The 26,516-nt window shown below is 61.6% G+C and carries 24 protein-coding genes; 13 read left to right on the top strand and 11 right to left on the bottom strand.

Annotation, left to right across the window (positions count from 1 at the left end):
* Positions 1 to 169 precede the first annotated feature (169 nt).
* A complete protein-coding gene (locus AruPA_RS17070) occupies positions 170 to 1,084 on the top strand; it encodes a DUF4113 domain-containing protein (RefSeq protein ID WP_265637951.1) in 915 nt (304 codons plus the stop codon).
* Positions 1,085 to 1,182: 98 nt separating this feature from the next.
* The gene (locus AruPA_RS17075; RefSeq protein ID WP_265637952.1) at positions 1,183 to 2,082 is read left to right on the top strand and encodes a 3'-5' exonuclease; all 900 of its coding nucleotides are present in this window, start codon (positions 1,183 to 1,185) and stop codon (positions 2,080 to 2,082) included.
* Between the two features lie 78 nt (positions 2,083 to 2,160).
* Here AruPA_RS17075 and AruPA_RS17080 read toward each other — a convergent pair whose 3' ends face one another.
* Positions 2,161 to 2,781, bottom strand: a complete 621-nt coding sequence (locus tag AruPA_RS17080; protein WP_265637953.1) for a bifunctional 2-polyprenyl-6-hydroxyphenol methylase/3-demethylubiquinol 3-O-methyltransferase UbiG — start codon at positions 2,779 to 2,781, stop codon at positions 2,161 to 2,163.
* A gap of 396 nt (positions 2,782 to 3,177) precedes the next feature.
* Between AruPA_RS17080 and AruPA_RS17085 the strand changes: the two genes are divergently transcribed.
* From AruPA_RS17085 to AruPA_RS17110, 6 genes are all read left to right on the top strand, one after another.
* The gene (locus AruPA_RS17085) at positions 3,178 to 4,329 is read left to right on the top strand and encodes a sugar-transfer associated ATP-grasp domain-containing protein (protein ID WP_265637954.1); all 1,152 of its coding nucleotides are present in this window, start codon (positions 3,178 to 3,180) and stop codon (positions 4,327 to 4,329) included.
* A gap of 47 nt (positions 4,330 to 4,376) precedes the next feature.
* Complete coding sequence (locus AruPA_RS17090; protein WP_265637955.1) at positions 4,377 to 5,759, top strand: hypothetical protein; 1,383 nt, start codon at positions 4,377 to 4,379, stop codon at positions 5,757 to 5,759.
* A gap of 109 nt (positions 5,760 to 5,868) precedes the next feature.
* Positions 5,869 to 7,182 (top strand): hypothetical protein, encoded by a 1,314-nt coding sequence (locus tag AruPA_RS17095; RefSeq protein ID WP_265637956.1) that lies wholly within the window; start codon positions 5,869 to 5,871, stop codon positions 7,180 to 7,182.
* A gap of 116 nt (positions 7,183 to 7,298) precedes the next feature.
* Positions 7,299 to 7,619, top strand: a complete 321-nt coding sequence (locus AruPA_RS17100; protein WP_265637957.1) for a hypothetical protein — start codon at positions 7,299 to 7,301, stop codon at positions 7,617 to 7,619.
* Complete coding sequence (locus AruPA_RS17105; protein ID WP_265637958.1) at positions 7,620 to 8,165, top strand: hypothetical protein; 546 nt, start codon at positions 7,620 to 7,622, stop codon at positions 8,163 to 8,165.
* A gap of 177 nt (positions 8,166 to 8,342) precedes the next feature.
* Positions 8,343 to 8,558 carry a hypothetical protein gene (locus AruPA_RS17110; protein WP_265637959.1) on the top strand — a complete coding sequence of 72 codons (216 nt, stop codon included), beginning with the start codon at positions 8,343 to 8,345 and terminating at the stop codon, positions 8,556 to 8,558.
* 53 nt (positions 8,559 to 8,611) lie between these two features.
* Here AruPA_RS17110 and AruPA_RS17115 read toward each other — a convergent pair whose 3' ends face one another.
* From AruPA_RS17115 to AruPA_RS17160, 10 genes are all read right to left on the bottom strand, one after another.
* Entirely contained in the window at positions 8,612 to 9,370 is a 759-nt protein-coding gene (locus AruPA_RS17115; protein ID WP_265637960.1) for a site-specific DNA-methyltransferase, read from the bottom strand.
* Between the two features lie 9 nt (positions 9,371 to 9,379).
* Positions 9,380 to 9,679 carry a hypothetical protein gene (locus AruPA_RS17120; protein ID WP_265637961.1) on the bottom strand — a complete coding sequence of 100 codons (300 nt, stop codon included), beginning with the start codon at positions 9,677 to 9,679 and terminating at the stop codon, positions 9,380 to 9,382.
* Positions 9,680 to 9,827: 148 nt separating this feature from the next.
* Positions 9,828 to 10,286 (bottom strand): hypothetical protein, encoded by a 459-nt coding sequence (locus AruPA_RS17125; RefSeq protein ID WP_265637962.1) that lies wholly within the window; start codon positions 10,284 to 10,286, stop codon positions 9,828 to 9,830.
* 14 nt (positions 10,287 to 10,300) lie between these two features.
* On the bottom strand, positions 10,301 to 12,790 hold the full coding sequence (locus AruPA_RS17130) for a DotA/TraY family protein (RefSeq protein ID WP_265637963.1): 2,490 nt from the start codon (positions 12,788 to 12,790) through the stop codon (positions 10,301 to 10,303).
* 49 nt (positions 12,791 to 12,839) lie between these two features.
* Positions 12,840 to 15,542 (bottom strand): DUF3991 domain-containing protein, encoded by a 2,703-nt coding sequence (locus AruPA_RS17135; protein WP_265637964.1) that lies wholly within the window; start codon positions 15,540 to 15,542, stop codon positions 12,840 to 12,842.
* Positions 15,539 to 16,780, bottom strand: coding sequence for a hypothetical protein (locus AruPA_RS17140; protein ID WP_265637965.1), 1,242 nt, complete (start codon positions 16,778 to 16,780; stop codon positions 15,539 to 15,541). The genes AruPA_RS17135 and AruPA_RS17140 overlap by 4 nt, the downstream gene beginning before the upstream one ends.
* Positions 16,770 to 17,366, bottom strand: a complete 597-nt coding sequence (locus AruPA_RS17145; protein WP_265637966.1) for a hypothetical protein — start codon at positions 17,364 to 17,366, stop codon at positions 16,770 to 16,772. The genes AruPA_RS17140 and AruPA_RS17145 overlap by 11 nt, the downstream gene beginning before the upstream one ends.
* Positions 17,363 to 17,872 (bottom strand): hypothetical protein, encoded by a 510-nt coding sequence (locus AruPA_RS17150; RefSeq protein ID WP_265637967.1) that lies wholly within the window; start codon positions 17,870 to 17,872, stop codon positions 17,363 to 17,365. The genes AruPA_RS17145 and AruPA_RS17150 overlap by 4 nt, the downstream gene beginning before the upstream one ends.
* Before the next feature lie 498 nt (positions 17,873 to 18,370).
* Entirely contained in the window at positions 18,371 to 19,765 is a 1,395-nt protein-coding gene (gene tnpC / locus AruPA_RS17155) for an IS66 family transposase (protein WP_265637968.1), read from the bottom strand.
* 86 nt (positions 19,766 to 19,851) lie between these two features.
* Positions 19,852 to 19,995, bottom strand: a complete 144-nt coding sequence (locus AruPA_RS17160) for a hypothetical protein (RefSeq protein WP_265637969.1) — start codon at positions 19,993 to 19,995, stop codon at positions 19,852 to 19,854.
* 851 nt (positions 19,996 to 20,846) lie between these two features.
* Between AruPA_RS17160 and AruPA_RS17165 the strand changes: the two genes are divergently transcribed.
* The 5 genes from AruPA_RS17165 (at position 20,847) to AruPA_RS17185 (ending at position 26,508) form a co-directional block, all read left to right on the top strand.
* Positions 20,847 to 21,896 (top strand): hypothetical protein, encoded by a 1,050-nt coding sequence (locus AruPA_RS17165; RefSeq protein WP_265637970.1) that lies wholly within the window; start codon positions 20,847 to 20,849, stop codon positions 21,894 to 21,896.
* Between the two features lie 121 nt (positions 21,897 to 22,017).
* Positions 22,018 to 22,683: a DotI/IcmL family type IV secretion protein gene (locus AruPA_RS17170; protein WP_265637972.1), complete on the top strand. Its 666-nt coding sequence runs from the start codon at positions 22,018 to 22,020 to the stop codon at positions 22,681 to 22,683.
* Positions 22,680 to 23,744, top strand: a complete 1,065-nt coding sequence (locus AruPA_RS17175) for a DotH/IcmK family type IV secretion protein (RefSeq protein WP_265637973.1) — start codon at positions 22,680 to 22,682, stop codon at positions 23,742 to 23,744. The genes AruPA_RS17170 and AruPA_RS17175 overlap by 4 nt, the downstream gene beginning before the upstream one ends.
* A gap of 1 nt (position 23,745) precedes the next feature.
* Complete coding sequence (locus tag AruPA_RS17180; protein ID WP_265637975.1) at positions 23,746 to 24,984, top strand: DotG/IcmE/VirB10 family protein; 1,239 nt, start codon at positions 23,746 to 23,748, stop codon at positions 24,982 to 24,984.
* A 60-nt stretch (positions 24,985 to 25,044) separates the two neighbouring features.
* Entirely contained in the window at positions 25,045 to 26,508 is a 1,464-nt protein-coding gene (locus AruPA_RS17185; protein WP_265637977.1) for a hypothetical protein, read from the top strand.
* Positions 26,509 to 26,516 lie beyond the last annotated feature (8 nt).

The following is a 26,516-nucleotide window of genomic DNA, read 5'->3' on the forward strand; positions in this document are numbered from 1 at the left end:
ACTGCAATCATCCCCCAATTAGCCTCCTCACGCCCGCTGCGAGCGTTAGGGAGGGTGCTGACATCAAACGTCAGAGGGGTCGAAATTGGACGCGATTTTCGCCCCTCAGGGGGTCGTTATTGCAAGCGAATTTACATTCCTTGATCTGGCGCCGGTCACGGGCGACCTCGTGGAGTTCTGCCAGATGCTGCGCGGCGCGGTCCGCCAGATCGCGAAGATCCCGACCTGTGTAGGTGTCGGTCCCAGTAAAACAATTGCAAAGGCCGCAAACAAACTCGCCAAATCCCGACCCGAACTGAATGGGGTGTGCGATCTGCGCGACGAGGCGGCGCGCGTGGCCCTGTATCAGGACCTCGGGATTGGCGAGGTCTGGGGGATCGGCGGCAAGACCGCTGAGAAGCTTGCTGCCAGCGGCGTCCGGACCGTTGCGGATTTCCTGCGCCTCGATCCGCGCAAGGTGCGCGATATGATGTCTGTGGTGGGTGCGCGGGTGCAAGCGGAATTGCGCGGCGTGTCGTGTCTGCCGCTGTCGCTGATGGCGCCGCAGCGCAAGGGCATCGCGGTGACGCGTAGTTTTGGCATGCCGATCACCGATTGGTGGACGATGCGCGAGGCGGTGGCATCCTACGCGACCCGCGCCGGCGAGAAATTGCGCGAGCATGGTTTGCTCGCCAGCACGATGACGGTTCTGCTCCACACCAACCCGCACAATGGCGATCCCTGGTACAGCAACCAGCATTCGGCGCGGATCGAGGCGACGAACGATACGACATCGTTGATTGGTGAGGCGATCCGCATGCTGGAGCCGATGTGGCGTGCGGGGTTCCGGTATTCGAAGGCGGGGATCATGCTCGGCGAGTTGATCGACGCGGGCAGTCAGCCGGTGTCGCTGTTTCCGACCAGGGATCCTGTGCGGTCGGCGCGGGCGATGGCGGCGCTCGATGCGGTCAATGGCCGGTTCGGTCGTGACACGCTGCGTCCGCTCGCAACTGGGATTACGCGGACCTGGACAGCCAAGGCGATGAATTTGTCGCCCCGCTATACGACGCGGGTTGGCGAGATCCTGGTTGGAACCGCCTATTGAGGGGACGCGCTCTCGAGGGGGCACTCCCGGTTTGATGGCCTTGGCGGGCCGCAAGGGGCTATGAACCGCACGCGATCAGCCGCTGGAGGGGAGGGACCATGACCGAAGAGGAGGTGAAGCGGCTCGAGGAGATGGCGCGGACGCTCAGTGCCTCCGGTGCCTACCGCGTCCTGCGCAAGCTGGCACCCCGCTCGCCGGCCGCGGTCGAACCTGGCACGCCAACCCGGCCAGGATTATTCGTCGATGTCGAAACCACCGGGCTCGATCCCGAAACCGATGAGATCATCGAGATCGCGATCGTGCCGTTCACCTATGCGCTTGACGGTCGGATCACCGATGTCGGCGAGCCCTTCCAGTCCTTTCGTGATCCCGGTCGCCCGATACCGCCCGAGGTGGTGGCCCTGACCGGCATTACCGATACCATGGTCACGAACCAGACGATTGATCTGACGACGGTGGAGGGAATGGTGGCCCCCGCCGCTCTCGTGGTCGCGCATAACGCGGCGTTTGATCGCCGTTTCATCGAGCGTCTATGTCCGGCCTTCGCGGGCAAGCCCTGGGCGTGCTCGATGACGGAGGTCGATTGGGTCGCGGAGGGGTTTGAGGGTCTGAAACTTGCCTATCTCGCGATGGGGGCAGGTTTCTTCTACGACCGGCACCGGGCAGCGAATGATTGCCTCGCGGCGATCGAGCTGCTGGCCCTGCCACTGCCGCATTCGGGCACGATTGCGATGAGCCGTCTGCTCGATCGCGCCCGCGGCGTGACGTGGCGGATATGGGCCGAGGGTGCGCCGTTCGAGCTCAAGGATGATCTGAAACGCCGGGGTTATCGTTGGGGTGGTGACACGGGGTTCCGGCCGCGGACATGGTATATCGACGTTCCGGAGGCGAAGCAGTCCGATGAGATCGCCTATCTCAAGACCAAGGTTCTGGGTGCGGGTCGGGAACCATCGGTGCAGCGGATTACCGCCTACGACCGGTTCTCGAAACGTGGCTGAATCTGCGGCCGGCCAGCCGGATGCTTCAAGGATGTGAGGCTATCTCTCCCGGTTTGGCCCAGCCGTGTAGTCTGGATGTCAGATGGGCTTGCGGAGGACCAGATCGACAAACGCGCTCATGCCGGTATGGCGGGGGCCTTCGTTCAGTTCCGTGATCTGGTCGGCGAGGTGGATCAGTTCAAAGCCTGGAAATGCCGCCAGCAGCAGGTCCACAGTATAAAGATTTTCGACTTCAGGCGGGCCGCCGGTTTTGAATTCAAGCTGCTTTGGTGTGTAGCCGCGCAGGAAAATCCGGCCACCCGGCTTCGCCGTTTGTGCGATGCCGGCAAATGCCTTGGAGCGTGCGGCAGGGTCCAGGAATTGAAAGAAAATCCCGACCACCACGTCGTAGGCGTTCGGCGTCCATGGCCAGGTTTCTATGTCATGCTCAACCATGTTCACCGAGACACGCCGCTCGTCGAAAAGTTTCTGAGCCTTGGCGATCGCGGTATCTGAAAAATCAAAACTTGTGACGTTCATGCCAAGCTGCGCCAGATAGGCGCTGTTACGCCCTTCACCATCCGCAACCGAGAGCGCGGTATCGCCGGCCCGCAGTAAACTTTTGTGGCGTACCAGAAGTTCGCTGGGTTCCTTGCCGAAAATATAGTCGTCAATCGCGTAACGCTGATTCCAGGTCTCGCGTCTTGTCGCTTGGTCCATGTTGCGTTTTCTCCATGAGCGAAAGAGCCGCTCGCCTTCTCGCGGTGATAGCTAAACCTGAAACCGTATGGAATGTTGGGGGCACAATTCTCGTCGGCCGCACCTGATGTTTCGGTCATGTGAGAGCATCGATCAAGCGCCGCATGGTTGCTGGATCGACGGCACCGGCGACCAGCGTCAGCCCGACGAATGCCGGGAGACTTGGACACCTCGCATTGCCGCACCGCTTGCCCCGACAATCCCCGTCCGCCCCAATCCCCGTCCGCCCCAATCCCCGTGCGCCCCAATCCCCGTGCGCCCCTGCATTCCATCATCACCGAAACGTGAACCGGCGGGTGCGGTTTGCATTATGCACTTGCGATCCGGCTCGCAATGCTTCCGGCTGGAGGTGTTGTGATGGAACTCGCGCTAGCCAATTCCCGACCCTACGGGGCGGATGCCGTCCCGATTGCGGGCAAACTGCCGACTGTCGATATTCGAGCCGCGTTGCCGCATGCCGCGCCAACGCTGGGCGGGCTGATGCGCCTGTTGGTGTCGACCTATCGTTTGAGTCGTGGTCCGGGTCGATTGATGCCGGTGGAGTTCTTGCAGCATCGGCTGTGGGATCGCGAGCTGATGTCGGGCGATCAAGCACGTTTTGTGGGGCTTGCCGCGCAGGGTTTGTTTCATCGCACGACCTGCGATTACGGCTGGCGCGCTGTTGCCGATGACAAGCTCATCGCGCAAGCGACCTTGTCGGCAGCCGGTATTGCCGCCGTCCCCGAAATAACCGGGGTCGCACATCCGACCCGGGGCCTGGATGGTGCCGCGGCGTTGCGGTCGATCGATGATGTTGTCGGGTTCCTGCGCGATCCGTCACAGTATCCGTTGGTCGCCAAACCTATCGATGGCGTGTTTAGCGTTGGGGTGATCCACGCGGTATCGGTCGATCCGACGTCCGACACGATCCGCGGTGTCACCGACGCCACCGTGCCGCTACCGGCTGTCGCAACCCGCATCCTCAATTATCGGGGCGGGTATCTGATCCAGCGCGCCCTCCTGCCTCCAACTGAACTGGGCCGGGTGTCGGGTGGACGGCTTTGCACGGTTCGAGTGCTGGTGTTGCTCACGGATGCCGGCCCGGTCATCCATCGCGCCGCCCTGAAAATCCCGATCCGGGCGAACGAGGCGGACAATTACTGGCGGGAGGGCAACCGGCTTGGCGCGATCGACCTCGTCACGGGTGAGGTAACGCGGGTGATGACGGGGAAAGCGACGTCGTTGCGGCGCGATCCGATCCATCCCGATACGGGGTGCGCGATCGAGGGGGTCATCGTCCCGGACTGGAACGATCTCCGATCCCTGGTCACGCGGGCCGCGCCATTGTTTCCGGGGATCAGGACGCAATCCTGGGACGTCGCGATCACCGACCACGGGCCGATTTTGCTTGAGCTGAACTGGGGTGGTGATCTTTACCTGCATCAGATCGCCCACGGCGCGGGTGTGCTCGACGATGCCTATTGCTCGCATCTTCGCGCCTGTGGGTTTCAGGGACGGCTGCCGGGGTAGGTGAGGGCGAGGGGAAGGGGAAGGGGAAGGGGAAGGGGAAGGGGGAGATGCTCTCGATCGCGCCGAAAGGAAAGACCAGTCCTGCGACGCCGTTGTCGCGGCGCGAGGATCAGTTAGTGCGTCGCGCGTTCGGGCGCTATGCGGTGTTTGCGGAGCGTGTGCCTGCGGCCGATATCATCAAGCGCGTCCAGGACTCCGGCCCCGGTCACTGGATCCTGTGCGACTGCCTCGGCAGTGCTGGCGAGGACCGGCCACCCGCGCTGGTACCGGTCGCGTCGAGCCATATTCGTCGTCATACCAATGTCTGCTGGCCGCCGCATGCACCGGACTGCGATTTCTTCCGCGAGCCGGAGGAGCAGAAACACGTCACGGCGAGTTTCCGGCTGGGAGATCAACCGCCCTGTCTGATCAAGGGTTATGCCGTGGAACCCGTGGAGTACCGGGTTCACCTCTCCGGTGTGAGCCATGCCGAGGAGCGTTCCCCGCTTGCCCGCCTGCTCCTCGGGTTGGTTGAAGAAGCTGGCTTGCAGCGTGTGCGCCCCGGCTGGGTCGCGGGTGATCTCGCTTGCCAGTATCGCGCGCTGCGTCAGGCGGCGAAGCAGATTGAACTCGCCGACAAGGTGTACCTACGCCCGTATCTCGAGACCTATGCGCCGCAGTATGAGGCCTTTCGTCTGCGCATCGAGGAAACGCCGGCGAAGAAATTCCGCAAATCCCGCCCGCATGGGATTTTCATCACCGCGGCGCGGTCGATTTCCGAGGGTATGATTGAACCGATGGAGGGGATTTCGATTCCGGTCATCGGGCGGCTCTCGATCTTCGGCGAGATCGAGGGTCATGGCAGAATCCACGACGCGGCGGCGCGGCGGCCACCTTATCTGGTGGCGGCTCTGGTCGCGCGGCCCGACAAGGACAGTCCTGCCGCGATCCTGCGCGCCTATGCCCATCCGGTTGCCTCCCGTTCGCATCTCTTGCTGCTCGATAGCGACAACGAGCGCTTGACCTTGCACAATCTGATCGACCTGCAGGGATGGCTGGCCAGGGCGCGGAACGTGTTGATGACGATCGAGAAGCCGCAATTCGATCTCGGGCCCGAATTCAACCCGGCTGCACCGGACGCGAGTGCTGACGCGCGGCCGCCGATCATTCCGGATTTCGTGGTGAGGGCGAAAGCGGCGAATGGGCGCGAGGCCACGGTGATCGTCGAGACCATGGGTTATGACGATGACCGCTATCTCGAACGCAAGCGCCATGTTCATCCGCTGATGAGAGCGGCGCTTGGTGGCGCGCCGATCGTCCTGCATCATCCGCGTCGCGCAGGATCGAAGGTCACGCCGGACGACAAGGAGTTCAAGCGGCTCCTGCTCCGTTCGCTCTTCCAGCAGATCGATCCGCCCGGCGATCGGCCGCTCCAGCAGGCATCTGCGTAGTCGGGCATCTGCCGTTGCGGGCTTCACGATAAAGTGAAGATCTTCCCCTCTCTGACCTGTACGCAGTTGCAATCGCGGTCGCGAAGCTCTCCGGCGAAGGAGATTGATCATGCGTGTTGCTTTAGCTGTTTTCCTGGCGGGTCTGCCTGGTCTGGCAATCGCGGCGTCGGGTCCCGATTGTGCGGTTTCGTCTGCGAGCCTGGGGCAGGTGGCGTCGACCCATCCTCTGGCGTTGCCCACCTATCCCGCGCCGGTGATGCCCACCGCGAACCGGACGGTACTGGCGTCGCCGACCAAGGTGCCGCTCAAGACGAAACCGGCGTCGCCACCCTCAGCGCCTCCGACGCAGTTGGTTCACGCCGTCGATCCACCCCTGACACCCTCCGTCGCCGCTTTACCGGCGGCCCAGCCTGTTGTGGCGCCACCGTCCGCGCCAACACCAACACCAACGCCAACAGCAGCGCCCGCAACGACACCAGGATCACAGGCGGCACCGGTTCTCCATTCGGTTCGTGACCTGCCGATGCCCGCCGGGGTCAAGCGGATCCCGACCGCCGAGGTCGCCGCGGTCCCTGCGCTACGCCAGATCGCCTCTCATGGGGCGAAGCTCTACGATATCGGCACGGTGGACGGGATGCGGGGCGTTTTTGCCCGGAGCGGGCCGCTGTTTTCCGTCTTCTACATTGCCCCCGATGGCCGTTCGGAGATCCAGGGTGAGATGTGGAGCGACCACGGCAAGAACATCACCCTGCGCCAGGTGGCCGCCATTCCGGGTGTGCTGCCTACGGTGACGATCGGTCGGATCGGCAAGCATCAGCCGGTTACCCATGCCTTCGTCCACCACAGCGGTCCGTCTGCTGTCGTTCCCGCGACGGCTACGGTTCCAACCCGTACGACCAAATCAACACCCCCGGATGCCCCCCTCCCGGTTCCGGCTACCTCGGCGCAGAAGGCGAAGGAGGTCGCCTCGGTATTCCGGATGCTGCGGTCGACCGACCACGGGACCGTCGGACCGGCGAACGCTCCACATCTCTGGATGCTGATCGATCCGATGTGCATCCATTCGATCCACGCGATGCAGGCGTTGGCTCCCTATGTGAACGCGGGAAAACTCCGCCTGAGCGTCATTCCGTTGTCGATCCTGGATTACGAGGACAAGGGGGAGAGCACATTGAAGGCGAAAGTGATGGTCAGCCGCGCACCGACCCGGATGGTCGCCGACTGGATCGACAAGGGGTTGCCGGAGACCGCCAGCGCTGGCGCTACGGCGCGGCTGGCCCGCAACATGGCGGTGGCGCACGACATAGGGTTGACCGGCACGCCGACCTTGCTGTGGCACACGCGTGATGGGCTGATCGGCCGGAGCGATGGCAATCCGGGCGATCTTGCCGCGATCGTCGCGTCCCTCCCACCGCCGACCTGATCGGCGCGCAGCATGACGCGCAAACGGGCGCGCGCCGGAGAGAGCCAGGCGAGGAAGCCGGTCGGGCGCCCCCCCAACGGACACCATCATCCCCCTGAACAATTGGAGTTGCCTTTATGGACGAGCCTCAATTCCCCGATCCGCGTGATGCCGAAGCCTGGATCGAGCGACACGGTTGGGACGCCCTCACCATATTCCGGATCCCTCGCTCCGGACGACGCCTCCAGGGAATGACGGCGCGGATGGTCGAAGCCTTATGCAATCCCACCAACAGCGACTGGTTGAGGCGTGGCATCATCAGTTCTTCGGCGCGGGATGCGCTGGATGCCGCGCGGGATGCGTCGCATCTGGCGACATTGCTGGATGAGCGCCTCGATCGCGTATTCGCGGCCCATCCCGGCCGCGCGGTGGACATCAATAGAAGACAGGAGGGGTGAATGGCGCGGAAGGGGCAGACCGGAAGCCGGTCGAAGGACGGCAAGGATCCGAACCAGGCGGCGGGTATGTTCAAGCGGGCGTTCCGGTGGGGGGTTAGTCCGAACGCGATATTCGGGACCGATGAGATCCGGACGAACGCCCGCTATATTGGCGACATGTGGTCGGACATTCAGAGGGTACCGCCGCATCGTCGGCGCCGGCTGACACCGGAGGGGACGTACGATATCGTCGCGATGGCGTTCGATTATGGCAGATCCCCGGACCAGATCCGGATGATGATGGCGAACTCGCGGGTGATTGCGGCGCGGGCGAGCCGGATTTACCTGGTGTCGGGGATCCTGCTGCTGTTGTACTGGGCCTATCGGGTGATGGTCTCGCCGGTCGGTCTCGGAAATCTCTTCTATGTCCTGCTGGTGCTGGCGATGGGCGTATGGTTTCTCGTACTCTCGTTTTTCAAGGCGATGGAGAATTGGCGTTTGCGAACCCAACGACCCGGCACCTTCGCCGAGTTTCTGCACACGGAGGACAGCTGGTGGCCGCGGTGACCGCGATGGGCGGGGCAGGGGTTGTGGACCGGGTCATCCTGCCGGCAGCGCTGATCCTTTCGAGGAAACGCATCCCGCCGCCCTGAGCCGGATCGACGCGGCGATTGCCGAGACCGCGCGGCACCTTTCCCATTTACGTTCCTCTCCACCGAAAGCCCCGCGATCGGCGTCTCGTCCGTGAGTCTTTACGGGGAGGCGATCGCCGCGATGCGGCGGATCGTTCTGCTTGATGACAGGGTGACCCAGTTAGCGGAACAGAATCGCGACCTGACCGTGGTGGTGCAGGACCTCCGCGATCGGGTCAGCAGGCTCGAAGGGATGATTGCGGGAATGACGGTCAGCCCGGTTTCGAACCGGCCGCGCCGGTTACCGCCGTGGGGAAAGACCGACTGACGCGGTGCGTTCCGGCGGTTGAAGCTCTTCGGGGTTGGTCATCCAGAAGCGGATTACGGTGAACGTCGATCCAGCAGCGGCAGCATGGGCGTGACGCCGGCGGTTGCTGTGGGATTTCTGGACCGCCCCGGCCGGGGGATGGCGGGGCCGTCGAACAGGACGCCCTGTCGTTCGGCTTGATCGATCTGCCGGCAGGCGAGATCGAACCATTTGGGATCGATCTCGATCCCGATGAAACGCCGTCCGAGGCGCATGGCGGCGACGCCGGTGGTTCCTGATCCCATGAAGGGATCCAGAATGGTTTCGCCCGGATCGCTGGTCCATTCGACCAGCCAGTCGAAATGTTTCAGCGCGCGGGAGCAGGGGTGGCCGTTGGTCCGCGCGTCGTTCGGCTGGGCGGCCGGTGCGCGGCTGGGGATAAGGTTGCGGCCGCGACCAGGGCGGATTGGATCGCCGAACCAATAGGCGATTTCGTCGCGGCCGAGTTTGCGCCCGACGAACGCCGGGATGGTGTAGGGCAGGTGGATCAGGCGGAAGAAGGGCAGGGCGGTCGGCACCGGCGCAAGGAACCGCGGGTCGCTGTCGCCGCGCAGCACCACGACCAGGCGGGTCGGGATCCGCATGACCCGCATGGTTTCCTGCCAGAGCCGTGGCGGATCTTCGCTGCCGGCGATGAGACCTGTGGGGCAGTTCGGCCAGACAGGATCGGACAGGATGGTATCGACGGCCCCGATCTGGGTCAGAACATCGAGCGCGTTACCGCGATAGAGGCTGGCGCGGCCGATATCGACGCGCTCGATTGGATCGGACATGGCGGCGGCTCAGAACGTGGCGCTGAAGGCTGAGGATTTTGCGCCGGTGGCCCAGGGTGCGGCTTCGTAATCCGGACGGGTGAGGGTGACGCTGGGATCGTTTGGTTTAACGATGGTTTGCCAGCGATTGAGGACTGGGGGCTCCCAGGTGGCGTGGGTACTGCCATAAGGGGCGTAGGGGTTGAAAGAGGGATCGGCGACGGGTCGCGCGGGCGGGGCGTGGTAATCTGCTTCGGTTTTGAGGTTACCTGAGGCGCAGCCGGCGAGGGCGGTGCAGGACAGGATGACGGCAAGCATGGGTAGACGCATGGGTGATCTCCTTCGAAGGAGATCACCATGGCGGGTGCTATCGCCACTGGACGCATAATTTTTTTGGGTGGAGGAGGGCTGGTTTTCCGGGGGCTGGAACGAAAAAGGAGCGCCAAGGGCGCTCCTTTCGGTGGTGGTCAGAAGGACCTTACCAGTAGCCAGGAACGTCGTAGGGGTCGCCCTCCTTGATTCCGAGCAAATCACGATAATGCCGGTAGGCTTTCAGGAACTTGCCGATCGTTTTGACGAAACCGGCCCCGGCTTGCTCTTCACGTTGCAGCTTGAACTCGGTCTCGTGAAGTTTGATCCGTTCATCCATCAGATCGAGCTTCAGTTTCTCGATTTCGACACCCTTCCTTGAGACAACGGCATCCTTCTGCAAAAGTTGCCATTTTAGATTGGCATTCTCTTTGCTCTGCCGATTAAAGTCTTCAACCAAGGCATTATACTGGTTGATCAGGTCGTAGAAGCTCGCAGGGTCGACCTGAGGCTGGCTATTCTGGTTCCGGTTTCTCCAGGCGATCATCTCATCAAGCCGGCGCTGCGCTTGTTCAGACGCAAGGATTCCGTTGATGCTGCCCAGCTGCATAGCCATGTAATCACTCATAGCAGGCACTCCTTTCACTCTGCCGGCGGAATGACCTCGGTGGTCGCCGCCAGTGTGGAATCAACCTCGGCAGCAGCGCCGCCGCCTCCTGATCCACCAGGACTTGGTTTATTATATGGCAGATACCCGCCCGGTGTCATCCCGTTATTTCCGGAGCCGCCATAACCCGTGGCAAGATTGGCAATCTGGTATGGTGCCTTCCCGGAAACCCAGCGGGCGGCACCCTCAGCCCCGCCATAAGTCGCCTCGCGAGCGAATTGCATGCCATCCACTCGATCTGCCGGTTCGAGGTTGCCCCACCGCATGATGTTGGTGACCATCGAGATCATTCTGAAGGACAGGATCGCCAGCGTGGTGAGCATGATCACCATCACCGAGACCATGATCATGAGCCCGAAGAAATTGGTCACCACGTTTCCCTGATTAAACACAAAATCCGCGGCCAGCGTGAAGAGGTTGAAGATCAACCACGACCCGGCGGTGAAGATGAAATAACTGAGCATCAAGCCGAACAGCATCACGACGGGCCGAAGCAGGATGTTCAGGAGCATCTTGTAGCCGTAGCTGGCATTGGCCCCGTGGAAACCATCGCCGCGATAGGTCATATGAGCCAGTAGAAAGACCGGGACCGCGATGACGCCTTCGCAGACCAGGATCAACCAGTTGATCACCTGGGCGATCCAGAGGGCGAGCGGGATCATCGGGATCACATAGGCGAGCATAAGCCCCTGAAAAATCAATCCAATGCACACAAAATAGATGAAGTTGATCAAGCGGCTTAATACACCGCTGGCAGCCATCGCGGCCGTCGCAACCGCGCCGACCTCGTCGCCGACAAGCGCTTGCCCCCCGACTGCGGCAACCGTTCCGAGTTTGGTATTCAGCAGAGCGGAAAGCCCGATCGCGGAGATACCGGCCTCGACCATGTGCTGGCCGAGATTGATCATCGGCACGAAGGGATCGGACCATTCACCGTTGGTCGGCAGCACGGCGGTTGCCATGAAGTTCAACAGCCGACGGTTGATGCCGATGGCATCGAAGACGGTGTTGATGATCCCGAGCCCGCTCGATGAGGGGCGATTGCTGATCAGGGCGGTCGGGGGTGTAGCACCGGCGTCCACATTGGTATCGATCTGAATCTCGTTCAGGAAGCTGGTCACCGGCGGCATATATTGGGCGAGATCGGATTTGAGATCGGCGGGAAGTCCGCTCCAGCTGGGTGCCGCAACACTGGCGGTATTGTCGAGAATGCTGAGGTTGCGGCCGTTCATCGCGGCGATCTGGATGAAATACGCGCCGGCGCCACTCCATCCCAGCGCCTTCATCTGATTGAGGTTCTCCTTCTGGATCGTGCTCTGTCCCTCCTCCTTCACGACGCTGGACGCGGCCTTGGTGAGAGCGCTCGAATAGTCTGACGTTGCGGTGGTCATGACGTTCATCAGACCGGTGAGGAGCTGGGGATTATCCGACTGGAAATAATTGGCGATGATCGTCGAAACCTGGGGCTCGATGTCGCCGTAGTATACCTTGTCGAGGGCCGCTTTCTGATCGGTCGCGATATTTTCCGTGGCATTCAGTGCTGATCCGCTGGTGGGTGCAGGGGTGCGCAGGGTGATTTCGCCGCAGACGGGCGTTCCCCCGCTATCGCCACTGGTGGCGGAGAAGGGATAGATCAGCGTGCCTCCGGTGCCCACCGCCGGGTTCACGAAGGCGTTGAGTTCAGGTCCGATGTAGGGGATTTTGCTGATCGCGCTGCCGATGCTCGATGGGATACCCCATTCGCTGCCGTAGGAGCTTTGCCGGAAGATCGGCGCGGGTTCCGGTACGATCAGTGTCCGCGTGTTCGAGCCGGAGACATCGTTGATGAGATCCCGACACGCCTCGTCCTCCACCATGCCGGCGACGATACGCTGCGCGTTCGGAACTTGCGGGGTGGCGATCGGCAGGGCACCCGGACCGAGGGCGGTCAGCCCGGCATCATAGACCAGATCGGCAATGCCGACGCCCCACTGGGCGATCTGCACGACGGCCGCCTGGCCGACATTGAACCCGCCCGCCACCGGGATAATGAGGATCGCGGCCATGGCGATCCGGGGTGCGACCCATGAGCTGGTCCGTTCGGAGAGCACTTCACCGGTTTCGGCACCGCGATGGATCTCCATCAAGGTCGCGTAGGCGAACCACGCGGCCGCGATGAGGCCGACGATGCCGTTGAACAAGCCCATCATGGTGCCGATGACCGTCTGCTCGTTGCCGATCCCGGTTCCGGCAGTGGGTGTGCCGGTCTGTTGGCCGGTCAGGTTGATCGGGAACAAATCGTTGATCACCCCGCCCGCCCAATCGTTTGGCGCGTTCAGTTGCTGCCATGTGACCTGAGTGCCGGATTGGGTTGACCCAGTCCCAACCCCCGTGCCCGCCGCGGCGAGGGCGGGCGCGGTGATCGTGCCTGCGAGCATGAACGAGATCAGGATCAGCCTCGCAAGTCGCGCAATTTTTCCTATCATGATGGTCTCTCTGTGCGGGGTCCGGGAATAACGAAGCGGGTGAGGCGGATCAGCCGGGGCGCGGGCCGGGGCGTTGTTCGTTCTGTGGTCCAGCGGGGGAGGGGGAGGGGTCGCTTCCCATGCCAGGACCGAAGCCGAGGGCGGTTCGTGCCCGGTCGATGATCTGCATGATCGCCTCGCCGAATTTCGTGGCCATTTCCTCAAGCATGCTCAAGCCCGACGTCAGTCCGGGCGTTTTTTGCAGGGATTCGAACAACCCCTTTTCGACGGGGGCGAGGTCCTTATCGAGATCACTGACCTTCATGGCATTGCTGCGAACCCAGGATTCCGCATCCAGTCTGCTCGACACATATTGATCCAGGGCTGCGGTGGCTTGCTGGTAGGTTCCGGCAAAGCCTTGGGTCTGCTGGATCTGCGCATCCAGTTCCGACCGCAATTCGGCGTATTGGCCGCCGGGTTTCATGCCCGACATGACGTTGGCGTAGCCTCCGGGATCATTTTCAGCTGCAGCGTCGATCTTCTGGCCAATACCCCCCATCATCTGCCGCAGGCTGGTCAGGGCCTGTGCTGCTGTGACGGCGGCTTCGGTGACGCCTTCGACGATGAGATCCCGCTCAATGCCGGCAACAGCACCCTTATGATCGAAACTGGTATCAGCGTAGGGGGCGGGCTGGGTTGGTGCGGGTGCTGAGGTTTGTGCCGCTTCGGCGTTGTGGGTGAAACCGTTATTGTTGCTCGCCCGAGGGGCGGGGGCGCGGAACAACGGCGATTCCTTCACACGATTGGCAACGGCCTCCAGCCATCCGGGACCGGTCGATGTGCCTGGTGTGACCTTGACGTTGGCTGTCGTGGCTTGCACGACGGGGCGCTGCGTTGTTCCCTGTCCGGCCGCAGCCCCGGCTGTTTCCGATGGGGCCTGTGCGGTCTGAGCCCGCGCTTCGACAGTCCGGTTCTGCCGGACTTCCTGGTTAAGCTGATTGTCCTGTTCCATTCGCGCGCCCTTCTCGACCGAGAGGGTCTGTTGCTGTGACATCTGGTTTAGATTTTCGTCGAGAACGCGTTGTTCGAGTTTGGCGAGGACCATATTGTCGCCGGACTGAACCTGCGGGGGGTTGTTCTGGGCGACTCTCACCGCAAAATCGCGAATTTCGTCGACGGTGTCCTGATTATCCAGACGATTGGTGTATTTCATCAAACGAACGACGCTCGGGTCGCTCAACCCCTGGATCGTCACCGCGAGCGTGAGAAGCTGGTCGCGGATATTATCCCCGACATTCGTTTTGATCCCGGTTGCCCGCTCCGTGTCGGTCATTGCCCAGGCGATTTTCTGTTGGACCGCACTATCATCCAGCACACCGGCCTTTTGCGCCCGCTCCGTGAGGTCGGAGATTCTCTGCTTAAGTGCGTCGTTGATGTTGCCAGCCGGTAGCTGTGCGGCATTCTTCCCGAGTTCATCGAGCACTTGGAGATAGGGGTTCGTGTTCGATGTTGTGGGGGCTTTCGGGCCGGTATTTCCGGCGATGGCACGTTCGACATCCCGGCCGGCGCTGAATGCGGCACTTTCGCGGGCTTCGTCGCGGGTCGGGAAGGACTGGCTCCATTCGGATGCCGGCAGATCACGACCATTCAGGGTCACGATACTCTTATAATGGAAGCCGGCCTCGCTCTGGCCGATATCGACGCTGAGCTTGGCCGTTTCGTTGACCGCTCGCGGCTGACCGCGCTCGATCGTCTCGATATTCGGGGCGGTCCGCTCAGAGGTAGCGGGACGCGGGGCGGTAGCGCCGTCGTTTTCCGGGGCGCCTGTTGTGATGTCACGGGTGATCATGGCGTTGAAGTCCTTTTGTCCATGGGAGGGGAAGATCCGATCGGGCACGAAGCTGGCGGCGTGGCCAATGGCGGCGATCCGATCGGCGAGGGCATTGCCGGCGTCGGTCGTGGGGGTGGCGACAACGAGTGACAGCGTTTCCGGGTTGATCCGGTCGATGTAGGCCCGCAGTGTCGCGCTGGTTTCCGGCCCGACCGCCCCGCTGACTGCCGTGTAGAGCGTGTCGGTGCGCATGCGTTCGATCGTGGCGAGGCTCATCGCCTCGATCGGCGTGTCTGCGACGACGATGCGCGTGGCGTTGCCATTGGCGGCATCGAGCGTGAACAGGGACCGAGTGGCGTTTGAGGCGAAGTTTTTGAATCCCGGCCCTTCGGCATCCCATCCGGTCATGTCACCGGAAGCGGTGCGGTGTGCCGCCCAAAGGGTAGCATTGGGACCCTCGCGCAGTTCCTCCTGTGCGATAGCGGCCTGGGCGACGATCGGGTGGATACCGCGCTGCCCGGTGAGCCAGGTATAGGCCGGGCTGCCTTCCTTCAGCGGGTGATGCGTGACCCAGAGTCGGGAGTAGCTGCTCCGCCGTGCATCGCCGGGTGTGCTGGATGCAGTGACAGTTCGTGCCTGCTCGATTGCATCGGGTGAGGCCATACCCGCGACCCGTGCCCGCCGGGCCGGGAAAGACGTCAGGGTCGGATCGAGGTAGCCGGCGAGATCAAAGACGTCGCCCTTCGTCTGTGTGCCTTGCACAAAGAATCCCTGCCCGCCGTATGTGGTGACGATCGACGGCGCGCTCGGAGGCGCGTCGCGTTCGCGCCAGACCATTTTGTCGCCACCCGGTTTGTCATCCGTCTGCCACCCGGCGTTTTCCAGTACGGCCGGGCAGGTGACAGCGGATTTCAGGATCTGGTTGTCGGGCTGCGGGCTCATGATCCGGCTCCCGCATTCGATGCGATCTGCGGTGTCGGCAATGTGGCCGATGAAGGCAGCAGCACTTTCGCTTTGTCGGCGAGGATGCTCGCGAGCAGCAAGTTCGTTTGCTGCTGTGATTTCAGCCGATGCAGTGCGATGTAATTGCTCTGGGCGAGTTCATCGGCGACCGAGATCAGAACCGTTTTCGCGTTGGGGTCGGATTCGAGAGCCGCGTGCCAGGACGTGCTGCTTTCCCGGCGATCGACGGCGAGGGTGAGGGCACCGAGCCACGATGCGGTCTGTGTCTGAGGCATGCCGAGCGCTGTCTGTTCGGCCTGTTGGCTGGCGGTGAGGTCCACGCTGGGGGTGCGGGTAGCCTGAATGTCGGTGGCGACGCGCCGCGCCAACGACATCTGCGCGTTGTATTGCCGGCGTTTGACGACAGCAAACTGCCCTTTGAGCGACGTGAGCGCTGGCCCCCGCAGGGCGGCCGGCGCGTAGGGTTCGATCAGGGTCTGGCTATAATCATTGGCGGCCGTGGCCGAGGTCTGATTCGGGTAGGTTTCCACCCCAAGGAGGCTGGCCGCTTCCTGGTCGGCGTCGGGATCTGGGCTCAATCCATCCTTGCACGGCAGGCCGGCCGCCATGTCCTGAGCAGAGCAATAGCGCAGATCATGTAACGCATTGATCGAGGCGACGCCCTCGCTGACCGAATTATAGGAGGGATCGCCCGGTGCGGCGATCGTCACCGGGTCGGTTACCGATTCAATCGAATTGGCGATCCCGCTTGTCTGATGGGCACCGACGACGATCGATTGGCCATTGGTCAGTGCATTGCAGGCCTGGGGGGTGAGAACGTGATTGTTCTGGATCTGGATTTGATGGTTCTGGAGATTTTCTGTGGCTTTATCTGCTAGCACGGCATCGGCGACCTGCTCGTTGGCGCCGACCGCGGCCTTGGCGTAATTGGCGTTCTGATTAAATCCGTTTTGCAAGGTTGTGCGCAGATTACCGCCGCCCTGGGCACCCGAATACCCGAATTCGGATGCCAGTTTGCCCTCGATCGCGTTCTGCATGTTGGTGACGTCGGTGCCGACCGAGACGACCTTGCTGGCGACCGCATTCACGGCGGCAATCAGCGCCGCGATATCGGTTCCGAACAGGGCGTGTGCTTTGGGCGGTTGAAGGATCGTCGCCCCGAGCATGACGCCAACACCTGCGGTCAGCAGGACCGATTTTGTGAATTCATGAGCCATTGCCGGCGCTCCCCTGCGTCGTTTGTGGAGCGGGATATCCGGTTGGCATCAGGGATGTGCCGTTGACGTAGATACCTGTGTTTTGGCCGAGGCTCGGCGATCCGGTGACGGAGAGGAGGTTGGCGCCGCCGCCTCCGAAGGAGAGCTGCGGGCAGAAATTTCCGAAGCCTGTGGTCCCGAAGCCGCCGATCTGGAACCCGCTGATCGAGATGCCACACTGGCTGACCGAGGACGTGGCATTCTGCCAGGCTTGATTGACGCTGGCGCAGATCTGCCCCTCCACATCCTGAAAAATGGAGGTCAATGTGCTGGCGCTGAAGACTGATGTTATGAGATTGAGCCCGACGCCGTGAAAAAAATTCGACAGGCAGGTCAATTGGGTGACCGGCGTGGGTGCCGTCAGCACATTGGAATCAGCTGATAATCCGGCTGAGATACCTGCGGCAGCCCCGTTGGCCATTGCGACGCAGCCGGCCGTCTGCTCGGCGGACGATCCTTGCGTTGAGGTGGCCGCCCTTGCTGTGATGGCGAGGGGGAGTGCAATGGCGCTCGCTATCAGGAGCGCCTTTGATAAGCGCGCGGTCATAGGTTTGTCCTTGTGGATGTTGCAGTGGTGAAGGGGGCGAGGAGAGGGCGTCCGGACGTGGCGGCATGTAACGCCTCGATGCGGATGGGCTGGGTCATGCGCTCGATGATTTCGGCGCGGCGGATCAGGGTGATTGTCTCGCGCACCGTCCGGCCGCGGTGATCGGGATCGGCACCGACCATGGCTCTGATGATCCGGTTGCCCACGTCGTCTGGCAGATGTTCGAGGTAGATCAGCAGGGCCGTGCGTCGCTGCAGGTCGAGCCAGACGAAGCCGGTCAGCAGGTGGTCAAGCGTTTCCGGTTCGAGCAGCAGATCAGCGACGACTTTCGGGGGCCTCGTGCAGATTTCGTTAAATCGCTGTCCAACCTCCTGGACTTTGGCCTCGACTTCGGGTGTGTCGGCAAGGATGGTGCCGGGCGCCAGGAAGATCTGCGGGTAACATCGGATGATCCAGGCTTCGACGGCTTTGCGTTCGAGTGTCAGAGGCGAAGGTAAATCGGGCATGAGCGGTCCTTTCACGCGGAGCGTGGCAGGCGCGAATGCAAGTGGACGTATAAAAAATCGCGGCTACGAAAATTTTTTTATGGTGATCTTTGCAGTGGTCTGGGTGGCGCTGAGGTGCAAGCCGAGGGGGGCCAAAGCGGTGGCCAATGTGGCGGGCCACGGCAACCCGCCACGCCAGGAGCAGGGCATTTCGCGGTTCACCCCGGCCTCGAAATGCACACTGACATAAGGCGGCACTATCAATCGCAGGGCGGTCGCTATTGGGATGGCCGTGCCAAATCCTTTCACGATTGGATAATCAGGGTGGCGTGCCGGCAGCGATGGTGCATTGGGCTCACGCGGCGGGTCTTTCTTTGCGGGTCGCGCCGCGAGTTGCCCCGTAATGTTACTGCTCACCCCCTCGGTCATGCTGATCGCATAACGGGTTCCCCTGCCAGTGCGGCTTTGAGTGCGGCGAGAGCTGACCTGCCGTGCAATCGTTACTGCTCACCCCCTCGGTCATGCTGATCGCATAACGGGTTCCCCTGCCAGTGCGGCTTTGAGTGCGGCGAGAGCTGACCTGCCGTGCAATCGTCCAGTGGCAATGATGCTGGCGGCTGCAGCATAGACCTTGGCTCCCCATTCAGCGCGGAAGCCGCCGGTCACTTTTCGGAAAATCACGGACGGTCGAAGGGCTCGCTCACACGCGTTGTTCGTGTAGGGCACGTCGCGCCTTGTGATGAAGCGGAAAAGGTCAGCTCGATCGCGTCGCATGGCCCGAAACAGCCGGCGCGCCGCTGGACGCTCTGGCATCGGCCCGGACAGGAGCCGATCCAACCGTTTTTCGAGGTCACGAAGGTGGTTTGCCAGGGTTGTGTCCTTCAATTCGCCGCGTCGTTTGCCGATTGCCACAGCCCGAAGCAATAACCATCGAAAGCCTGGTGCAAAGCCGTCGTCACCGTCCTCGATCGCATATTTCGCATCACGCAGGAGATGGGCGAGGCAAATTTGCCGAACGGCGCCATGCCCGTTCTGGCCACCGTATCGATCTGCGACCCAGACTTCCGGCCGTGCGCCATTCAGGAAATCGGCAACCACGGAGGCGGCACGGGTATTGGCGATCACGTGGCAGATGGCCGTGGATCCCAGCAACACCCACTGCCACCAGTTGCTGCCGCCAACCCGCGCCGAGGTTTCGTCTGATCCGATCACGGACGATGCACGCACGGCGTTGGCGATCGGCTCTGCCGCGGCCACCAGGGGTGCTTCGGCGCGCGCGAGGATATTCGCGATCGCGCCTTCGCTGATCGTCACGCCGAAGACTTCATCCATCATAATGACCAGACGCTCGAAACTGATCGCCTGGGTGATGTGCAGATGGATGATCAGCGCACAAAGTTCCGGTCCGAACGGTGATCCCGGCGGAAAGCCTTCAGGGTGGGGAGCACCAACATGCAGGCCGCAGCACGGACAATCACCATGATAGCGGTTGATCCTGGTGATGATCGGCTTGATCGGCGGCAGGTCGATATGGTCGTAGGCGTGGATATCGGGCTGGTCAGCCGCACCGAGTGCGTGGGCGCAGTGGGGGCAGGCAGTCAATCGCGCATCGATGATACGATCGGGGTTTTCCGCCAACGCGCGCGCAACACCGGGATGGCCATGGCGGCGCTTCTTCCGCTCTTTCGGCAGGTCGGGTTTCTGACCCTTCGATGGTGGCAGGCTGGAATTATCCGGGGTTTTCGGGGGCACGTTGAGTTTGGCTTCCAACTCACGCACCCGTGCCGATAACCGCGTGACTTCGGCCATCAGGCGATCGATCTGCGCGGCCTGCGCGGCAATCTGAGCCTGTTGGGCCAACACCAGGTCGACCAGAGACTCCTTGGAAAAGGTCAGAAGAGTTTCGCGTTTCACGAGGATGGTGAATCGAACCCGCCGTGACCGTGTCAAGCAAAATCTTCACGTCGCAGGCAGGAACCAATCAGATTGGGGGTGAGCAGTTACCCCGTAATTGTCTTTGTGGAGGTCGCGAGGATGACGATATTGGCCTGTGCTGTTTGTGATACTGCTGTGACGACCAGCAGGGCAATCCCGAAGAGCGCTGGATTGCGGGTCTGGCGATCTCTGTTAAGCAGGACGGGCATGGCAACTTCCTTTCAGTAAAGTCCCGCGAATGCCGTCTTCTATCGCCACTACAAAGAATTATTTTATATCGTAATGACGTATGATAACGAAATATAGTAACCTGTTTTCTTACATTACCAATTATTTATTACGATCTAATTTCTATTCACTCCCTTGTGATTAGCCACAAACGCCCCTGATGTAACAATTATGTAACTATCATTGTCTGTTACTCATTTTCGCAACGCAACGTTGCAATAACTGGATGATTTGCTGTTTCTAAACTTCATTCCGCGCTCGAATCCCGTCTTATAACCCTATGTCACACGAGTCTTTTGTCGAGTCTGTCCGCGTCGCACGGCGGCGCTCCTACGCGACTCAATATTTGGATTTTTTGCTTTGTTGGGTCCATAAAAACATCCCGTTATTCTCGGATTTTAGCTCTTAATTTATAGAGTACGTCTTTCGTTACGACGACGTTCTTATAGTGCAACTCGATTTTGCACATGTCCCGGGGTGACTAAAAATACCTGTTGCATGACAATGTGCCTGTAGGGGATGAATTTCCGCATCCGGTCTATTTCGATCGGGGTCGGAGGCTCGTATGTCCATGACTACGGTCTACTCATTGCCTTATAATGATGCCATGCAACCTCTCCAGGGTTTTCCTGGGGATGAGCAGAACTCTGTAAGCCGATATATATGGCATAACGGCGCGCGAGCGGCCCGGTTAGGTGATTCGTTCACAGTTCTCGAGCAGGATCCGGCGCGGCGGGATAATCGGGGAGACGCAGGCTGCCCGTCTGCATCCGCGGCAGCTGTAGCGGCGGCTCCTGACCCTCTCTCCGAGCGCCAGGCAACTATTGTCGCCGTGAAGATGATGACCCGATTTGCGCTGAGACCTGAGCGGGGGCCGGGTCGTCGCCAGATCGCCGCGTGGGTTGGTCTGTCACCGGAATTAGTCGTGCGTATTGCGCAGGATGCCGGGCTTTCGCCGCCCCACGACCGTCCACTTCGGCATTACAAGTCCGCGCGCTATTTGTCGCACGATCAGCGCGGGCTGATCGTCAGGCACTATGTGGCGCAGACGCCGATCGAAGACATCGCCTCTCTGGTTGATCGCACGCGGACCCAGTTACTGTCATGCCTTCGTCGCATGGGACTGCCGTATGGGCGCGGTGGCTCAATGCGCGCCGCGCTTTGGGCAGATTTGGCTGACCGCGCAGTTGGTTTGGGCAATGCCGAAGCTGATCCTGAATCTGCTATCCCGTCACCTGGCCTATCGAGGCCGGCGGGACCTTCATCTGAGCCATCGCAGTCAGATCACCGACGCAAGCGTGCCCGGGCGCGGAGCAGGTCACCGCGCCCGGGCCGGCAGGCAAAGCCCCGGTGCCCGTCGCCGCTTTATCCTGCCGCACGCGCCGACAAGCTGTTGACCTCTTTTGTGGCACAGGTGGGCTCGGAATTGGATTCGACTTCCCTGGCTCGGCTGATGACTGCGGCGGAAACCGTCTATCGAGCCGCGAGCAATCCTGATTTCCGGATCGTGAAGCCAGCGCGGGGAATTCCCCCGTTGCTGCGCGAGTGCTTCGGCGTGCTTTATGTCGCGGGCGTTTCCCCCGATGGCTGCGCACGCATCGTCGGGGTGTCGCGTCACGTCGTCGCGCGGATTTTCTCAAATTATGGCGGGAGATCCGACGCGGAATACGGCCGATCCAGTCGCGCCGTCTGGCCTGGGCGGCTCAGCCCGGGCTTCGATCTGGCCCAGATCTCGCTGTCCTATGGCGCGCAGAATTTCGTTTTCAAAAAATGCCTGAACAGCGGCATCCTGTTCCCCGTTCGTCGCACCGAAATTTCATCCCGTCATATCGCACCTCACATCATCGCGAGTGCACATGGTTATGAGGGGTACAGTCTGTGACGATGCTGATTATTTCTTCGTTTTTGCCAAATTCCGACACTCTTTTTTTCCTCTTTGGACTCGCGATAGCGTCTGCGACTCTTCCCCCCACGATGACAAATCGGGATCGGGAGATCAATGGATGAGCGACGTGACGGCAGGAACTGAGCTACGCGTACCACCGGAGACGGGGCCATCCTCGCGTCAGATTCTCAATCCGTATTTTCTGCTTGCGCGGATCCGCAGCCTTTTGACGGCCAATTTCATTCTGGCGATTGCGGTGGCCATGCTCGCGGGATGCCAGCTTTGGACGCTCCTGCATCCACGACAAGAGATTTTCTTTGGCACATCTCGCTCCGGCGATCCGATCCGGCTTTATCCGCTTAATCAGGCGATTTATGCCCAGAGCCGCGTTTTCCGGTTCGCGGTCGATGCGACTGATCAGGCTTATTCCGTCAATTTTGTGAACTATCGCGCGCAGTTCACCCGTGTTTCCAAAAAATTCACCCCAGCCGGATGGCAGGCCTTCGCCGCCAGTTTCATCAAGGAACATGATTTCGAGCGGATGAAATTCTACGACCTTGTTGGCAGTGCTGTCCCGACGGCTGGCCCTGCGATCAAGAAACAAGGCGTTGTGGGCAATCGATATACGTGGATTCTGCAATTTCCGATGGTCGTGACGTACCGAAATGAGGAGCGTCATTACACAGAGACGCGCATGATGACTGTCGATGTCGTGCGCGCCTCGCTGTTTCACCATCCATCCGGTCTTGCGATCAGCCAGATTATTTCTGCACCAATGGGATGATCCAGATGTATTCGACGTATCGACACAAGCGCATCAGCCTCACCCTGTGCTCGACTACCGCCTTGATGATCATGTGCGGGTGTCCGGCGTGGGCGCAGAACGCCCAACCGGTCAACGGACAACTCTCGGGTGCGGCCCGGTCGGTTAACCCGGCGTTTCTGCCACAGAGCGGATCGCGGCATCCGAATTTCTCGGCCGCAGCGCAAAACGCCATTCCGATCACCCCGGGGATGATCCGCGCGCTGCAGCATCGCTATGACGGCGTCTCGAAGGCAATCGCGGATGCTCATACGTCGCCAATGGCAATCCCCGTGACCAGCACGGTGACGATCGGTCTCGGGCCGCAATCGGTCACAAACATTATCGAAACCGCCTATGGATTTCCGACCGCGGTTGCATTTCTTGACAGTTCCGGAGCGCCCTGGCCGATCGCATGGACGACCAATTCCAATCCGGCGCCCGGCTCTCCGACCACCAAATCGGATACCTGTGTGAACGGCGGTAATCCTGCGACCGCAGCGACTGCGGGCACGGCTATGCCCGCGATTGTGGCCAGTGGGTTCATTGTCTGCGTTCCGTACAAGGGATCGAACGTCCTCGAGATCTCTCCCCGTTCGCGCTATCCGCGCGGCGGGTTGCTGGTCAATCTCAAGGGCGCTGCGGCCCCACTTCCGTTTCTGATTCTGACAAATTCCACGCATTACGAGGCCCGCCTCGATGTGCAGATCAATCAGCGCGGTCCGGACGCCTCCCCCGAGGTCTACGTCCGGTCGAACGCTCCCGAGACCGGCGCTCCGGCTTTGACCGCGATGCTGAATGGCGAACCGCCGGCGGATGCTGTGCCGCTCGGTGTCATTGGCGCATCGCCCGAAGCGATCCGGGCCTGGCGGTATCGCGGCCAGATCTACATCCGCACGCGCGACAAGATCCTGTCGCCGGAATGGGACGGCTCGGAATACGGCCCCGATGGTGTCGGGATCTACGTCGTGCCCAATACGCCGGTCGTCCTGATGTCAGGTGGCGATGGCCGCACTTTCTCCGTCTCTTTCAAGGAGGACTGATATGGCCACTAAATTTCCCATCTTTGACCAGATCCGTACCGGCGTGTCGGCCGTCGGCAAGCGCAAGCTGCTGATCGGCGCCGGCGTGCTGGGGGTCACGGCGATCGGTGCGTACGCGGTGGTCAAGCCGAAGCCCAAGCTGCCGGTCAGTGTCGCCGGCGTGGTCCCGAAGCTTGGGCATGGCGGCGGCACACGGAATCGCTCGACCTCGACCTACGACCGGCATTTGATGGCGTATCAGGATAAGCTGGACGCGAAGAAAGCCGCCGCAACGGGCGGAAGCTATGCGGGCCCATTTGGGAGTGCTGTCGCCAATCATCCCCGGCAGATGGCACAACCCGTGACACCGCCCATCGTTGCGGTCGATCAGACATTGCCGGCGCATTCTGCTGCCCCTCCGTCAAAGCAATCGACCCAGCCAATACACAAGCCAGGAGGTGCGGATCCGCGCGTCACAGATCCTCCGCCAACCTCCGTCGCTTCGTATGATCCATCACGGTATAAGGCTTACACGGCTGAGATCAGGATGCTGATGGGCCAGATGTCCGGCCCGGGTCCGGTCACAAATGTGATCGTCAAACCCGTCGCCGTGAAAGACCCGCCCCCGGTCCCGGTCACCGCTGCGCAGGGTGGCCCTTCGCGCGAAACCGGCAAGATCCCCTTCGGGGCGCCACGCGCGCGCCCGCGCGTTCTGATACCGGCCGGTCACGGCGTGTATGGGGTCACGAAGCTCGCCGTGTCTTCCGATCAGGGCGGTAGTCCGGTCGAAGTCCAGGCCTTGTCCGGGCCGATTGCCGGGGATGACATGCTCGGGTCTTTCAGCCGCGAGGGCGACCGGCTTGTCGTCAAGCTGAACTCGATCACCCTGAAGGATGGCGAGCAGTCGTCGATCAACGCGCTGGTCGTGACACCCGATACGATGCGCACGGCGGTCGCGACGTCGGTGAACGAGCATTATGTCGATCGGATCGTCCTGCCGGCCGCGGCGGCTTTCGTCGAGGCGCTCGGCGGATCGCTCGGACAGAGCGGTTCGATAGAGCAGACCTCCCCGCTCGGTGGATTGACCGTTTTCTCTCACGTCAACACCGGTCAGGCGGTTGCGGCCGGTTTCGGCAATGCCGCCGGAACACTCGGCAACATCATCCAGCAGACGGCACCGAAAGGCCCCACAGTCAAACTGGCGGCAGGGACCGATGTCGGCGTCCTGTTTCTCTCACCCATGAAAGCCGCCACGCCGTGACAAGCCGTCATCCCTCCCTGCCGTTCTCCCTGCCGTTCCGTTTCTTCGAAAGGCCCCACCATGTCTGATGCAACCTCCGACGTACCCCTCCCGCGCGCTCCGATCGCCCCCACCACCGAGACTGCCGCCCCACGCCGACCTCGCAAACGCGACACGATCCTGTTTGCGACAACCGCCCTGGTCGTTGCCGGCGCAACGGCGGGCGTGATCCTGCACCACCGGATCGAGCCGGTGATCGAACCGCTGATCGCGCATGTGCTCAACCGCAAGATGACCGATATTAGGCCTTCATCTCCCGCGCGTCCCATGGCCGCCAGCCCGGTCATCCCAGAATTGTCGCCCCCGCCGGCTTTCCGCGTTGGCGATCACGCGGTCGCATCGGATAAAGCACGACCCGCCGCAACATCGACCGATACAATTGTCGGTGTCGCCCATACCCATACAGATGCGGCGAAGACGCATGTCATGAGCCACACGATGTCGTCGTCCGGGCATCCGGCAAATCTGTCGAAATCCACCTTTCAATCGATCCTGGACCTCAAGTCAGGATCGTTCCCGACGGCATCACACAAGCCTGTCGCTTCCAGGCCGACTGCGACCGGAGCAAAAAAGTCGCGATTGGGCGAGAGCGTCGTTGTCCCTGTCATGGGCGATAAACATCCAGCCACCACGGCACGGCTTGCCCCTGTTCCTGTCATGGCCACGATCCCCCACCAGCCTGTGCCAACAAAATCTCCTGCTGCGTCATCGGGGACGACCGCATCGACGTCTCCAACGGGATCAGCGGTCGCGCCCAAGGTGCTTTCGCCCGCCCCGAAGTCAGCTGCTGCTGCTGTCGGTGCGTCTCAGCTGCCCACGACACCTGCGGTCAACGCCTTGCTTCATCCGATTGCGCCGACAATGGCGCCGCACGTCACGTCCACACCAGCCGCTTCGATCGCCCCACTTCCTATGGCAACCGGTGATACCGCCCACCCGCATTCTCTGCCGATCGGAACAGCCGGTGGTCCTGCGACGCTGGCAACGATTGCCCATCCGGTGCAGACGGCAACGCATCTCGTGGCCGGGCCTTTGACCCCGAAATCCGAAATTCCCGTGCTCTCGCTGGTCTCCCAACTCGGGGTTCTGGTGGCCCAACTGCGCAATGAGAATGAGGCGCTGGCGCATCAGGTGGCCACCTTGCAGGCAACGACGACGCGGCGCCTCGATATTTTCAGCCGCACCCTGCACCTCGATGAGGCAAAGAGCGCGCTGGCGCTGGCCGTGCAACCGGCTCAGGCCCCGCGTGCGGCCATCCATCCGCATATCTTCCAGTCGCACAGCGCGGTTCCGTCCGGGAAGATCTCGGCGTCAAGCTATCGGATCATCGCGTCATCGCCCGGTGTTGCGATCATCTCCCGCGACGGGCGCACCGATGAGGTTTCGGTCGGTGATGTCGTGCCAGGGGTGGGGCGTGTGGTGTCCGTGACGGAAGATGGCACATCATGGGTGGTCAACACCACGCATGGCCAGATCCACCAGTAAGGGGAGGG

The sequence above is a fragment of the Acidiphilium sp. PA genome (assembly GCF_026191915.1).
Taxonomy (GTDB): Bacteria; Pseudomonadota; Alphaproteobacteria; order Acetobacterales; family Acetobacteraceae; genus Acidiphilium.

What these genes read in the sequence shown, in the direction of transcription:
- AruPA_RS17160 (WP_265637969.1), bottom strand. Translation starts at nt 19,995, where the DNA reads ATGCCCGTCCTGCTTAACAGAGATCGCCAGACCCGCAATCCAGCGCTC.
- AruPA_RS17120 (WP_265637961.1), bottom strand. Translation starts at nt 9,679, where the DNA reads ATGCGTCTACCCATGCTTGCCGTCATCCTGTCCTGCACCGCCCTCGCC.
- AruPA_RS17175 (WP_265637973.1), top strand. Translation starts at nt 22,680, where the DNA reads ATGATCCAGATGTATTCGACGTATCGACACAAGCGCATCAGCCTCACC.
- AruPA_RS17140 (WP_265637965.1), bottom strand. Translation starts at nt 16,780, where the DNA reads ATGGCTCATGAATTCACAAAATCGGTCCTGCTGACCGCAGGTGTTGGC.
- AruPA_RS17075 (WP_265637952.1), top strand. Translation starts at nt 1,183, where the DNA reads ATGACCGAAGAGGAGGTGAAGCGGCTCGAGGAGATGGCGCGGACGCTC.
- AruPA_RS17125 (WP_265637962.1), bottom strand. Translation starts at nt 10,286, where the DNA reads ATGAGTGATTACATGGCTATGCAGCTGGGCAGCATCAACGGAATCCTT.
- AruPA_RS17150 (WP_265637967.1), bottom strand. Translation starts at nt 17,872, where the DNA reads ATGCCCGATTTACCTTCGCCTCTGACACTCGAACGCAAAGCCGTCGAA.
- AruPA_RS17105 (WP_265637958.1), top strand. Translation starts at nt 7,620, where the DNA reads ATGGCGCGGAAGGGGCAGACCGGAAGCCGGTCGAAGGACGGCAAGGAT.
- AruPA_RS17130 (WP_265637963.1), bottom strand. Translation starts at nt 12,790, where the DNA reads ATGATAGGAAAAATTGCGCGACTTGCGAGGCTGATCCTGATCTCGTTC.
- AruPA_RS17085 (WP_265637954.1), top strand. Translation starts at nt 3,178, where the DNA reads ATGGAACTCGCGCTAGCCAATTCCCGACCCTACGGGGCGGATGCCGTC.
- AruPA_RS17185 (WP_265637977.1), top strand. Translation starts at nt 25,045, where the DNA reads ATGTCTGATGCAACCTCCGACGTACCCCTCCCGCGCGCTCCGATCGCC.
- AruPA_RS17095 (WP_265637956.1), top strand. Translation starts at nt 5,869, where the DNA reads ATGCGTGTTGCTTTAGCTGTTTTCCTGGCGGGTCTGCCTGGTCTGGCA.
- AruPA_RS17115 (WP_265637960.1), bottom strand. Translation starts at nt 9,370, where the DNA reads ATGTCCGATCCAATCGAGCGCGTCGATATCGGCCGCGCCAGCCTCTAT.
- AruPA_RS17080 (WP_265637953.1), bottom strand. Translation starts at nt 2,781, where the DNA reads ATGGACCAAGCGACAAGACGCGAGACCTGGAATCAGCGTTACGCGATT.
- AruPA_RS17090 (WP_265637955.1), top strand. Translation starts at nt 4,377, where the DNA reads ATGCTCTCGATCGCGCCGAAAGGAAAGACCAGTCCTGCGACGCCGTTG.
- AruPA_RS17170 (WP_265637972.1), top strand. Translation starts at nt 22,018, where the DNA reads ATGAGCGACGTGACGGCAGGAACTGAGCTACGCGTACCACCGGAGACG.
- AruPA_RS17100 (WP_265637957.1), top strand. Translation starts at nt 7,299, where the DNA reads ATGGACGAGCCTCAATTCCCCGATCCGCGTGATGCCGAAGCCTGGATC.
- AruPA_RS17135 (WP_265637964.1), bottom strand. Translation starts at nt 15,542, where the DNA reads ATGAGCCCGCAGCCCGACAACCAGATCCTGAAATCCGCTGTCACCTGC.
- AruPA_RS17180 (WP_265637975.1), top strand. Translation starts at nt 23,746, where the DNA reads ATGGCCACTAAATTTCCCATCTTTGACCAGATCCGTACCGGCGTGTCG.
- AruPA_RS17145 (WP_265637966.1), bottom strand. Translation starts at nt 17,366, where the DNA reads ATGACCGCGCGCTTATCAAAGGCGCTCCTGATAGCGAGCGCCATTGCA.